Source organism: Streptococcus sp. HMSC034E03, assembly GCF_001811505.1.
GTDB lineage: Bacteria > Bacillota > Bacilli > Lactobacillales > Streptococcaceae > Streptococcus.
This window is the reverse complement of record NZ_KV804976.1, coordinates 2,127-14,495: the sequence shown is the minus strand read 5'-3', so window position 1 is coordinate 14,495 and position 12,369 is coordinate 2,127. Positions and strand designations below refer to the sequence as shown.

Below are 12,369 nucleotides of genomic sequence, written 5' to 3'. Positions count from 1 at the left end.
GGAGGAATAGTAGTTGGAAAAGAAAATTGTCAAAGATATGATGTTTTTATCGCAGGTATCCCAGCCTGCAAGCCAAGAAGATTTACCCCTAGCAAAGGATTTACAAGATACCCTACAGGCCAATCGTGAGACCTGTGTTGGACTAGCGGCCAATATGATTGGGGTGCAAAAGCGCGTCATTATTTTTAATATCGGCATGATTCCCATGGTCATGTTTAATCCCGTTCTCAAGTCTTTTGAAGGGCCATATGAAACGGAGGAAGGATGTTTGTCTTTGACAGGAGTAAGACCGACGACTCGGTATGAAAAAATTACAGTAAGCTACAGAGATATTCATTGGAAAGAACAGACAATTACCCTGACAGGTTTTCCGGCTCAGATCTGTCAGCATGAATTGGATCATTTGGAAGGGGTTATCATATAGACTTGTTTTTCCAAGAGAAGTGTCAATCCTTTGAAGGTTAAGTTGGTAAGGTTAACTATCTCAAAACCTTCAAGTTTAAGGAAACAACCTCGTTTTTCTTGTAATCTTGTTTAAAATTTGTGATAATGGATGAAAGAATAATAAATGGAGGACAGTCAAATGGGATTTTATCTGATGATTGGTTCGATGTTGCTTGGTCTTTTAGCTTTGAAGATAGGATTTTCTCATCTAAAGGAGAAAAAGGTTAATCTGTCATCTATCTTGACAAGCTGCCTTGAGACAGCACTAGTTCTCTTTGCAATCTGGTTAGGATTGCCAAAATAAGCAAAGAAGCCTCGGTATTAACCGAGGTTTTTAGGCTCAAATCCTTGGTAGTCCTAAAAAAATATGCTACACTAAGACTATGAAAATTCTAATCCCAACTGCAAAAGAAATGAACACTGAAATCCCTAGTTTAGATGCAAATCCCTTGCGTCCTGAGAGTCAGGCTGTTCTGGATGAATTAGCCAGATATTCTGCTCAAGAACTAGAGAGTTTTTATAAAATCTCTGCCGAAAAGGCGCAAGAGGAGTATGGCCATATCCAAGTCTTGAAAAATGGAACGGCTAGAAACTATCCAGCCTTGCACCTCTTTGATGGGCTTATGTATCGCAATATCAAACGAGAAAATCTAAGCAAGGCTGAACAAGCCTATCTGGTGAAACACCTCATGATAACGTCAGCTCTTTACGGTGTGATTCCAGCCTTTGCACCGATTGCACCTCACAGACTGGACTTTTTGATGAAGCTTAAAATCACTGGGAAAAGCCTGAAAAGTCACTGGCAGTCAGCTTATGAAGAGTCGGTGAAGGAGGAAGATTGCATCTTTTCACTCTTGTCTTCGGAATTTGAAACTGTCTTCCCTAAAGAGGTTCGCGAGCAAATGGTGACCTTTAAGTTTATGGAAGACAGAGATGGAAAACTTAAAGTCCACTCAACCATTTCAAAGAAAGCTAGGGGTGCTTTCTTAACAGCCTTGATGGAAAATCAGGTGACTTCGGTAGAAGAAATCAAAAAGCTCAGTTTTGCAGGTTTCCGTTATCGAGAAGACCTGTCTACTGGCAAGGAATTGGCTTTTGTGAAATAGATTGAAAATAGAGTCTGTCCTAGGTTGTATCAGGGCAGGCTTTTTTATGATTTGACGCTCCTATTTTTAGTTCAGAATGGTAGGAATTTTCTCACAATTTTGGTATAATAGGACTATTAGAAAATTTCAAGGAGACAAACATGTCAGTTAAGATTGCTTTACTTGGATTTGGTACAGTAGCCAGTGGTGTACCATTCTTACTAAAGGAAAATGGAGAAAAAATCGTTCAAGCAGCACATTCAGAAATTGAAGTAGCCAAGGTTTTGGTCAAAGACGATGAAGAGAAAGCACGCTTGCTTGAGGCAGGAAATGATTTTAATTTTGTAACAAATATCGACGAAATCTTGTCAGACAAAGACATCACAATTGTTGTTGAGTTGATGGGACGTATCGAACCTGCTAAAACATTTATCACTCGTGCCTTAGAAGCAGGGAAACATGTCGTGACAGCCAACAAGGACCTTTTGGCTGTTCATGGTGCAGAATTGCTTGAGATTGCTAAAGCTCATAATGTTGCTCTTTACTATGAAGCAGCTGTTGCGGGAGGAATTCCAATCCTTCGTACCTTGGTTAACTCACTAGCATCAGACAAAATCACACGTGTTCTTGGTGTCGTCAATGGCACATCAAACTTCATGATGACTAAAATGGTAGAAGAAGGCTGGTCTTATGCAGATGCCCTTGCTGAAGCTCAACGCCTTGGCTTTGCTGAAAGTGATCCAACTAATGACGTTGACGGGATTGATGCAGCTTACAAGATGGTCATCCTTAGCCAGTTTGCTTTTGGGATGAATGTTAAATTTGAAGATGTTGCCCATCAAGGGATTCGCAATATCACTCCAGAGGATGTGGCAGTTGCCCAAGATCTTGGGTATGTGGTTAAATTAGTAGGTTCTATCGAAGAAACACCATCTGGAATCGCTGCCGAGGTTACACCAACCTTCCTTCCTAAGGCTCACCCACTTGCAAGTGTCAATGGGGTCATGAATGCAGTCTTTGTAGAGTCTATCGGGATTGGTGAATCTATGTACTACGGACCAGGTGCCGGACAAAAACCAACTGCGACGAGTGTCGTAGCTGATATCGTTCGTATCGTTCGTCGTTTGAATGACGGTACAATTGGAAAAGCCTTCAACGAATATCATCGTGACCTTGTTTTGGCTCAGCCAGAAGATGTCAAAGCCAACTACTATTTCTCAATCTTGGCACCAGATTCAAAAGGTCAAGTCTTGAAATTGGCTGAACTCTTTAACGCGGAAGATATTTCCTTCAAGCAAATCCTTCAAGATGGCAAGCAAGAAGGCAAGGCTCGTGTCGTTATCATCACTCATAAAATCAACAAGGCACAGCTTGAAAATATTACAGAATCTTTGAAGGGTGTAGCTGAATTTGAACTTCTCAACACCTTCAAGGTTTTAGGAGACTAAGATGAAGATTATTGTACCTGCTACAAGTGCCAATGTGGGTCCAGGTTTTGACTCAGTTGGAGTAGCTGTAACGAAGTATCTAGAAATTCAGGTTTGTGAAGAACGTGAAGAATGGATGATTGAGCACCAACTAGGTAAATGGATTCCACGAGATGAGCGTAATCTTTTGCTGAAGATTGCTCTACAAATCGTTCCAGACTTACAACCAAGACGTCTGAAGATGATCAGTGATATTCCTCTTGCACGTGGACTAGGTTCTTCTAGTTCTGTCATCGTTGCTGGGATTGAACTGGCAAATCAATTAGGAAATCTTAAATTAAGCGATCACGACAAATTGCAATTGGCGACTAAGATTGAAGGCCATCCTGATAATGTTGCGCCGGCTATCTATGGTAATCTGGTCATTGCCAGCTCAGTCGAAGATCAGGTTTCAGCTGTTGTGGCGCCCTTCCCAGAGTGTGCTTTTCTAGCTTATATTCCAAACTATGAATTGCGAACTCGCGATAGTCGTGGTGTCTTGCCTAAGAAATTATCATATAAGGAAGCTGTTGCAGCAAGTTCAATCGCCAATGTGGCTATCGCAGCTCTATTGACAGGAGATATGGTCAAAGCTGGTCAAGCTATCGAGAGTGACCTTTTCCACGAGCGTTATCGTCAAGATTTGGTGCGAGAATTTGCGACAATTAAAAAAGTTGCTAAGAGAAACGGTGCTTATGCGACCTACTTGTCTGGTGCTGGGCCTACTGTCATGGTTCTAGCTGAGCCTGATAAGATGCCTAAGATTAAAGCAGAGCTTGAAAAACAACCGTTCAAAGGCAAGCTTCATGATTTGCAAGTAGACACACAAGGCGTGCGCGTCGAAGAAAAATAAATATAGCGATAGGATGGGGAAACTCTCTATTTAGAGGGCTTCCTGTCCTTTTTTTGAAAATGAAACGAGAAATATGGGATTTTTCCCGTATTTGCTGACCGATAGATGGTCAAGGAGGTATGAGATGGCAGAAATATATTTAGCAGGTGGTTGTTTTTGGGGCTTGGAAGAATATTTTTCCAGAATTTCTGGAGTGCTGCAAACAAGTGTTGGTTACGCTAATGGTCAAGTTGAAACCACCAATTATCAATTAATCAAAGAAACAGATCATGCTGAGACTGTGCAAGTTATCTATGATGAAAAGGCAGTCTCGCTCCGTGAGATTTTGCTTTATTATTTCCGAGTCATTGATCCATTATCTGTCAACCAACAAGGAAACGACCGTGGTCGTCAGTACCGCACAGGGATTTATTACCTAGATGAAAAGGATTTACCGACTATCTATGCTCTTGTCCAAGAGCAGGAGCGCATGCTCGGTCGCAAGATAGCGGTAGAAGTGGAGAAACTCCGTCACTATATCCTGGCTGAGGACTATCACCAAGACTACCTCAAGAAAAATCCTGGTGGTTATTGCCACATCGATGTGAGAGATGCTGAAAACCCCTTGATAGATGCAGCAAACTATGAAAAACCTAGTCAGGCAGTTTTACGGGAAAATTTATCAGAAGAGTCCTACCGAGTTACCCAAGAAGCTGCGACGGAAGCTCCCTTTAGCAATGCCTACGACCAAACTTTTGAGGAAGGAATTTATGTTGATATCACCACTGGTGAGCCGCTATTCTTTGCCAAGGATAAGTTTGCCTCAGGCTGTGGTTGGCCAAGTTTTAGCCGACCAATCTCTAAAGAGCTTATCCATTACTATCAAGACTTGAGTCACGGGATGGAGCGAATTGAAGTCCGTTCACGTTCGGGTAATGCTCACTTGGGACATGTCTTTACAGATGGACCTCAGGAACTAGGTGGTTTACGCTATTGTATCAATTCTGCCTCTTTACGATTCATTGCTAAGGATGAAATGGAAGAGGCTGATTATGGCTACCTGCTTCCATATTTGAATAAGTAAAAAGATGGTGGTTTTTCCACCTTCTTCATTTTGGAAATAGAAGGGACTCATGAAACAATTACTTTCTTACTTTAAACCCTACCTCAAGGAGTCATTTCTAGCACCCTTGTTTAAGTTGCTAGAAGCCGTTTTTGAACTCTTGGTTCCCATGGTGATAGCTGGGATTGTCGACCAATCTATCCCCAAAAAAGATCAGGGTCACCTCTGGATGCAAATGGGTTTCCTCTTTGTTTTTGCGGTTATCGGCGTTTTGGTAGCCTTAGTTGCTCAGTTTTACTCAGCCAAGGCAGCAGTAGGATTTGCCAAGGAGTTGACCAATGACCTCTATCGTCATATTCTTTCCTTGCCCAAGGATAGTAGAGACCGTTTAACGACCTCGAGTTTGGTGACGCGTTTGACTTCAGATACCTATCAGATTCAGACAGGGATTAATCAATTTTTACGCCTATTTTTAAGAGCGCCTATTATTGTTTTTGGTGCCATTTTTATGGCTTATCGTCTCTCGCCTGAATTGACCTTCTGGTTTTTGGTCATGGTTGCCATTTTGTCCTTTGTCATTGTCGTGTTATCACGCTTGGTCAATCCTCTCTATAGTATTTTGAGAAAGAAAACAGACCAGCTGGTTCAGGAAACACGCCAACAGATACAAGGTATGCGTGTGATTCGTGCCTTTGGCCAAGAAAGACGAGAAATCGAGAACTTCCAAGTACTCAATCAAGTCTATACAGCTATCCAAATGAAAACAGGCTATTGGTCCACTCTCTTGCCCCCCTTGACCTATTTGATCGTCAATGGAACCTTGCTAGTGATTATCTGGAATGGCTATATTTCTATCCAAGGCGGACTCCTCAGTCAAGGCGCCTTGATTGCCCTGATTAACTATCTTCTACAAATCTTGGTAGAGTTGATAAAACTAGCCATGCTCATTAATTCACTCAACCAGTCTTATATTTCTGCCAAGCGGATTAAAGAAGTCTTCGCTGAAAAACCTGAAGATATACTGGCAGAAATTGCTCAAAAAGAAACTTCCTCGAACCAGTCCTTACGAGTTGAACACTTGAGCTTTACCTACCCAGATGCTGCTCAACCATCCTTGCAAAATCTTTCTTTTGCTATGCAACAAGGACAAATTCTTGGAATCATCGGTGGGACTGGTTCTGGTAAATCGACCTTGGTACAAGTCCTACTTGGGATCTATCCGGCAGATAAGGGAAGTATTTCCCTTTATCGAGATGGACGTAGTCCTCGCAATCTTTCTGAATGGCGGTCCTGGATGGCATATGTTTCTCAAAAGGTTGAACTCTTTAAGGGAACCATTCGTTCTAACTTGACTCTGGGTATGGAAGAAACTGTCTCTGACCAAGAACTCTGGCAGGCTTTGGAAATTGCTCAGGCCAAGGACTTTGTCAGTGAAAAGGAAGGTCAGTTGGACGCAGAGGTTCAAGCAGGCGGTCGTAATTTTTCAGGTGGACAAAAGCAACGTTTATCGATTGCCCGGGCAGTCTTGCGTCGAGCACCATTCCTCATCTTGGATGATGCGACTTCTGCTCTTGATACCATTACTGAGTCCAATCTTCTGAAGGCTGTTCAAGATAACTTACCAAACACCAGCTTGATCTTGATTTCCCAACGAACTTCAACCTTGAAGATTGCTGATCAAATTCTCCTTTTAGAGAAAGGGGAGCAATTAGCACTTGGAAATCATAAGGAATTGATGGAGACTAGCCAAGTCTATCGTGAAATCAATGCATCCCAACATGGAAAGGAGGACTAGAATGAAAGGCAAACATGCAAGTCAAACCCTTAAACGATTAGCAAAAGATTTAGCTGGCCATCCCGTCCTTCTTTTCCTGGCTTTCTTAGGTACCATTGCTCAGGTAGCCCTATCAATCTATCTACCAATCTTGATAGGACAGGTGATTGACCAAGTCCTAGTCGATGGTTCATCTCAGCTATTTTGGCAGTTTTTCCTCCAGATGATTTTGGTGGTGATAGGAAATACGCTGGTACAATGGGCCAATCCTCTCCTCTATAATCGACTGATTTTCTCCTATACTAGAGATTTGCGCGAAAAAATCATTGAAAAGCTCCATCGTCTTCCGATTGCCCTTGTAGATAGACAAGGTAGTGGGGAAATGGTCAGCCGTGTAACGACAGATATCGAGCAGTTGGCAGCGGGTCTGAATATGATTTTCAACCAATTTTTCATAGGAGTTTTGATGATTTTGGTCAGCATCCTTGCTATGCTCCAAATCCATCTATTGATGACTCTCTTGGTTCTGCTCTTAACACCTCTATCTATGGTCATTTCACGCTTTATCGCTAAGAAATCCTACCATCTCTTTCAAAAGCAGACAGAGACTAGGGGGATTCAGACTCAGTTGATAGAAGAATCGCTCACCCAACAGGCCATTATCCAGTCCTTCAATGCTCAGGAAGAATTTATCGAGAGACTTCATGAGGCAAATGACAACTACGCAGGTTATTCTCAGTCGGCTATCTTTTATTCTTCGACAGTCAATCCTTCCACCCGTTTTGTCAATGCCCTCATTTATGCCCTACTTGCTGGTGTTGGAGCCTTACGCATCATGGCAGGTTCTACTTTGACGGTTGGGCGTTTAGTGACCTTTTTGAATTATGTGCAGCAGTACACCAAGCCTTTTAATGATATTTCATCGGTCTTAGCTGAGTTGCAAAGTGCCTTGGCTTGTGCAGAACGTGTTTATACTGTTTTAGAAAGCCCTGAGATTAGAGAAACTGGTCTTAAAGAATTGAACAGCGACCAAGTCAAGGGAGCTATTTCCTTTAAGCATGTCTCCTTTGGCTACAATCCTGAAAAGATCTTAATCAAGGACTTGTCTATTGACATTCCGGAGGGTAGCAAGGTTGCCATCGTTGGGCCAACGGGTGCAGGGAAGTCAACCCTCATCAATCTCCTCATGCGTTTTTACCCGATTAACTCTGGAGATATTTTGCTAGATGGTCATTCGATTTATGACTGTACCCGATCATCATTGAGACAGCAGTTTGGGATGGTGCTTCAAGAAACTTGGCTCAAGCAAGGAACCATTCATGACAATATTGCCTTTGGAAATCCTGATGCTAGCCGAGAGCAGGTCATTGCGGCAGCCAAGGCAGCTAACGCAGACTTCTTTATCCAACAGTTGCCACATGGTTATGATACCAAGCTTGAAAATGCAGGGGAATCCTTGTCTGTTGGTCAGGCTCAGCTTTTAACCATTGCCCGCGTCTTTCTAGCCATTCCTAAGATTCTTATCTTAGATGAGGCGACTTCCTCCATCGATACCCGGACAGAGGTGCTGGTTCAGGACGCCTTTGCCAAACTCATGAAGGGGCGGACGAGCTTTATCATTGCCCACCGTTTATCGACCATTCAGGATGCTGATTTGATTCTTGTCTTGGTCGATGGAGATATTGTCGAATATGGCAATCATGAGGAACTCATGACGAGAAAAGGCAAATACTATCAAATGCAGCAAGCAGCCGCTTTTAGTCCAGAATAGACTTTACCTAGTTTCTTAAGCAAATACAAAATAAAAGTTGCCTTCGGGTGACTTTTTTGTTACAATAGCTAGAAAAATTATCCAGTATGAATACTTATATAGAAAAGGAGCCTAGGGATGAAAGTCTTTCAGCATGCAAATATCGTGACTTGTGACCAAGATTTCCATGTCTATCTAGATGGGATTTTGGCTGTCAAAGAATCCCAAATCGTCTATGTCGGTCAGGAAAATCAAGAGATTCTTAAACAAGCAGATCAAATAATAGACTGTCAGGGTGCCTGGATTATGCCTGGCTTGGTTAACTGCCATACTCACTCTGCCATGACAGGCTTGAGAGGCATTCGTGACGATAGCAATCTCCACGAATGGCTAGAGGACTATATCTGGCCAGCAGAAGCAGAATTCACACCAGAGATGACTACAAAGGCCGTCAAAGAGGCACTAACAGAGATGCTCCAGTCAGGAACGACAACTTTCAATGATATGTACAATCCTAATGGAGTGGATATAGCTGAGATTTATGAGGCAGTCAAGGCATCCAAGATGCGTTGCTATTTTTCTCCAACCCTCTTTTCTTCAGATGTGGAGACGACGGCTGAAACTATAGCTAGAACTCGAGCTGTCATCGAGACAATCAAAGGCTATCAAGACCCAAATTTCAAGGTTATGGTGGCCCCTCATTCGCCCTATAGTTGTGATCGAGACTTGCTGGAGGCAAGTCTTGACCTAGCAAAAGAAGAAAACATTCCTCTTCATATCCATGTTGCAGAAACCCAGGAAGAGTCAGGTATTATCCTGAAACGCTATGGCAAACGCCCACTAGCCTTTCTAGATGAACTTGGGTATTTAGACCATAAAGCTGTCTTTGCTCACGGTGTTGAGTTAAATGAAGCAGAAATTACCCGCTTGGCAGATTCGCAAGTCGCTATCGCCCACAATCCAATCAGCAACCTCAAACTAGCCTCAGGGATTGCACCAGTCGTCCAACTTCAAAAGGCAGGAGTGCCAGTCGGGATTGCGACTGACTCAGTTGCTTCTAACAATAACCTCGATATGTTTGAGGAAGGACGCACGGCAGCCCTTTTACAGAAAATGAAGAGTGGTGATGCCAGCCAATTTCCAATTGAAACTGCCCTCAAGGCCCTGTCGATCGAGGGTGCTAAGGTGTTGGGAATGGAAGATGAGATTGGTAGTTTGGAAATCGGCAAGCAAGCTGACTTTCTCGTTATTCAACCCCAAGGCAAAATCCATCTCCAACCGCAAGAAAACATGCTGTCTCACCTCGTTTATGCTGTCAAATCCAGTGATGTTGATGACGTCTACATTGCAGGTGAGCAAGTCGTGAGAGCTGGGAACGTACTAACAGTAGATTTGTAAGTGATACTCTTTCTAATTTTTTTAAAGCTAGGTCGGTGTTGTCTTGACCTCGTTTGCTCTAACAAGCTTATTGAGTGGGTATTTATTGTGTAGGCCGTAAAGAAAAAAGAAGACTCTGTAAGGTCTTCTTTTTGTTACATAATATTTAATTTGAACATTTTTGAGAAGGCTAATGACCTCTATCCTCTTTTAATCTTAGCACGAACTAGGTCGAGCGCATAATGAAGTGTTTTATCTTTGATAATAAAGAGGGTGATGGCGTAATAGATGCCACAAGCTGCGATTGTAGAAAGAACCATGCAGATCATATTCATCGTAACTTCATAGCTATGAACTTGGAAGAGGGTTTTAAAAACAAAATAAATTGGGATGAAACCGAGTGACACGATTGTGTAGCGAGTTAAGGTTGTAAAAATCTCTTTCAAATCCAATAGTTTGTACTTCCTAATAAAGCGAATCTCTAGCAGAACCACAATTGCTTCAGCTAGAACGGTTGTTCCAATGTAGTATTCAGGAGTGAAGATATTATTGAAAAACAGCAAGGAGTTAAATAGAATATTTGCACCACCTCCGATAAAGTAGAAAGCAGTCAAGTGGTTTTCATGGTCATTGATAAAGATAATTTGTTTAGCAAGGATTAATTCTATGGCCCAGATAATGGTACGAAAGGCAAAGACACTTGTTACAATTCCGGCTTCTAGATATTTCTCAGAAGAGTAAATAACTGTAGCATAGGTTCCCAAAACCATAATACCAATACTGGTAGGAATCATGAGGAAGTAAAAGAGGGATGCGCCCTGATTGACCAAATTTTTATAAGAAGTAAAATCTTTTTTTCCTAGATAATAACCAAGTCGTGGGATGCTGACGTTGATAGCTCCGCTAAGGACACTAGCGATCAGCATAACGATACTGGAGGCGATGGTGTAGTATGAGATGTAATTCTCATCAGGACCTTTGGTAATGAACATACGGTCTAGTAAGGTATAGAGCATATTAGCATTTGCTAGAAGGAGCATAGTTAGGAGAGGTTTAGATGACTTGAGAAGTTCGATGAACTCAATCTTAACAAAGGAGACCTCTCGTTTAATCCAGAGGAAGCTTAGCAGATAGTTGATGATAGTTGTCGCACTCATGATGGTAGCATAAGGGACGATATCATCAGGTGTCTTAACGAAAGCGAAGATAGCGACCAACATTCCAATCCGAATAACCAGTGTTTTATAAAGGATAAAAGAATAATTCTCGTAGGCTTCATTCATCCACTCGATATTTAGAAATTGAAAGAGTGCTTGGATTCCAAGGATATAATAAAGGATTTTGAGGTTGACAATACTGGTATCAAAGTGAATAAAGAGGAAGTAGATAACTGTTGTTACAACTGAAGTAATTAGCGAAATATAGAATAACTTAGAAAAGACATAATTGATCTTGTTTTTGTCATCCTTAACTTTACTAATGGCTCGAATCCCATAATTGTAAATCCCAAAGGCAGCGAGTGGAATGACAAAGCTTGCCCAGGTGTTGGCAGTGTTGAAGTAACCGTAATTCGATTTGCTAAGAATCCGCGTTAGATAGGGATTAGTAATCAAAGGAAAAACGATATTCAAGATGTTGACCAGCAAGCTAGCCAAAGCATTAACTTTTATATTTTTCATGAAACTTTCTTTCTTATATTCTAAAATAGATACTAGTATTATATCACATTCCAACGCCATTCTTTTGATAAAATCTATGAAATCTTGTATAATAGATAGAACTGAAAGTATGAGGTTACGAACTATGAAAATGAAACAAATCAGTGATACGACATTAAAGATCACCATGTCTTTAGAAGATTTGATGGATCGTGGAATGGAAATCGCAGACTTTCTCGTTCCGCAAGAGAAAACAGAAGAATTTTTCTATGCCATCTTGGATGAGCTAGAGATGCCAGATAGCTTCTTGGATACAGGTATGCTTAGCTTCCGAGTAACACCTAAGCCAGACAAGGTTGATGTTTTTGTGACAAAATCTAAGATCGACCAGAATTTAGATTTTGACGATTTGGCAGATCTTCCTGATATGGATGAGTTGGCTAAAATGTCTCCAGATGAGTTTTTAAAAACCTTGGAGAAAACCATGGCAGAAAAAACTAAAGATGATATTGAAGCCATTCAATCTTTAGAGCAAGTTGAAAAGGAAGAAGAAGCAGCGCTTGATGAAACCCTCGAAGTAGAAGAAGGAAAAAGAGAGCCTTATATCTACTACATCTTACGTTTTGACGATTTATCTAGTTTGGTTTCTTTTGCCAAAACGGTTGACTACCAAATGGAAACTTCAGAACTCTACAAGATGAATGACCAGTACTATCTGACAGTTTTAGTGGATGTAGAGGATCGTCCAAATCTTTATCCTGCTTGGTTACTGGCTCGCATGCGAGAATTTGCGGATGATAGTGATATCAGTCGCTCAGTCCTTCAAGAATACGGTCAAATCATCATCAACCACGATGCCGTCAAAGGACTCCAAAAAGTTTAATCTAGAAAAAGAGGTTGGGACAAAAGATCCCGACCTC

At 41.6% G+C, this 12,369-nt stretch carries 11 protein-coding genes; 10 read left to right on the top strand and 1 reads right to left on the bottom strand.

What is annotated here, in order from left to right; genetic code table 11:
• Positions 1 to 13 precede the first annotated feature (13 nt).
• The 9 genes from HMPREF2805_RS03575 to HMPREF2805_RS03535 all read left to right on the top strand — a co-directional run bounded on the left by HMPREF2805_RS03575 (position 14) and on the right by HMPREF2805_RS03535 (position 9,812).
• Entirely contained in the window at positions 14 to 424 is a 411-nt protein-coding gene (locus tag HMPREF2805_RS03575; protein WP_075231423.1) for a peptide deformylase, read from the top strand.
• Between the two features lie 159 nt (positions 425 to 583).
• A complete protein-coding gene (locus tag HMPREF2805_RS03570; RefSeq protein ID WP_075231422.1) occupies positions 584 to 748 on the top strand; it encodes a DUF3953 domain-containing protein in 165 nt (54 codons plus the stop codon).
• Between the two features lie 79 nt (positions 749 to 827).
• Entirely contained in the window at positions 828 to 1,550 is a 723-nt protein-coding gene (gene yaaA / locus HMPREF2805_RS03565) for a peroxide stress protein YaaA (protein WP_075231421.1), read from the top strand.
• 140 nt (positions 1,551 to 1,690) lie between these two features.
• Positions 1,691 to 2,977, top strand: coding sequence for a homoserine dehydrogenase (locus tag HMPREF2805_RS03560; protein WP_075231420.1), 1,287 nt, complete (start codon positions 1,691 to 1,693; stop codon positions 2,975 to 2,977).
• 1 nt (position 2,978) lies between these two features.
• Positions 2,979 to 3,848, top strand: coding sequence for a homoserine kinase (thrB, locus tag HMPREF2805_RS03555; protein WP_075231419.1), 870 nt, complete (start codon positions 2,979 to 2,981; stop codon positions 3,846 to 3,848).
• A gap of 124 nt (positions 3,849 to 3,972) precedes the next feature.
• Positions 3,973 to 4,911 (top strand): peptide-methionine (R)-S-oxide reductase MsrB, encoded by a 939-nt coding sequence (msrB, locus tag HMPREF2805_RS03550; RefSeq protein ID WP_075231418.1) that lies wholly within the window; start codon positions 3,973 to 3,975, stop codon positions 4,909 to 4,911.
• Between the two features lie 49 nt (positions 4,912 to 4,960).
• Positions 4,961 to 6,685 (top strand): ABC transporter ATP-binding protein, encoded by a 1,725-nt coding sequence (locus HMPREF2805_RS03545; protein ID WP_075231417.1) that lies wholly within the window; start codon positions 4,961 to 4,963, stop codon positions 6,683 to 6,685.
• Position 6,686: 1 nt separating this feature from the next.
• Positions 6,687 to 8,435 carry an ABC transporter ATP-binding protein gene (locus HMPREF2805_RS03540; RefSeq protein WP_075231416.1) on the top strand — a complete coding sequence of 583 codons (1,749 nt, stop codon included), beginning with the start codon at positions 6,687 to 6,689 and terminating at the stop codon, positions 8,433 to 8,435.
• A 117-nt stretch (positions 8,436 to 8,552) separates the two neighbouring features.
• Positions 8,553 to 9,812 carry a TRZ/ATZ family protein gene (locus HMPREF2805_RS03535; protein WP_075231415.1) on the top strand — a complete coding sequence of 420 codons (1,260 nt, stop codon included), beginning with the start codon at positions 8,553 to 8,555 and terminating at the stop codon, positions 9,810 to 9,812.
• Between the two features lie 179 nt (positions 9,813 to 9,991).
• Here the strand turns inward: HMPREF2805_RS03535 and HMPREF2805_RS03530 are convergent, their stop codons facing one another.
• Positions 9,992 to 11,470, bottom strand: a complete 1,479-nt coding sequence (locus tag HMPREF2805_RS03530) for an oligosaccharide flippase family protein (protein WP_075231414.1) — start codon at positions 11,468 to 11,470, stop codon at positions 9,992 to 9,994.
• Positions 11,471 to 11,594: 124 nt separating this feature from the next.
• Here HMPREF2805_RS03530 and mecA point away from each other — a divergent pair, with 124 nt between their 5' ends.
• Positions 11,595 to 12,332, top strand: a complete 738-nt coding sequence (gene mecA, locus HMPREF2805_RS03525) for an adaptor protein MecA (protein WP_075231413.1) — start codon at positions 11,595 to 11,597, stop codon at positions 12,330 to 12,332.
• The last annotated feature ends 37 nt before the right edge of the window (positions 12,333 to 12,369 follow it).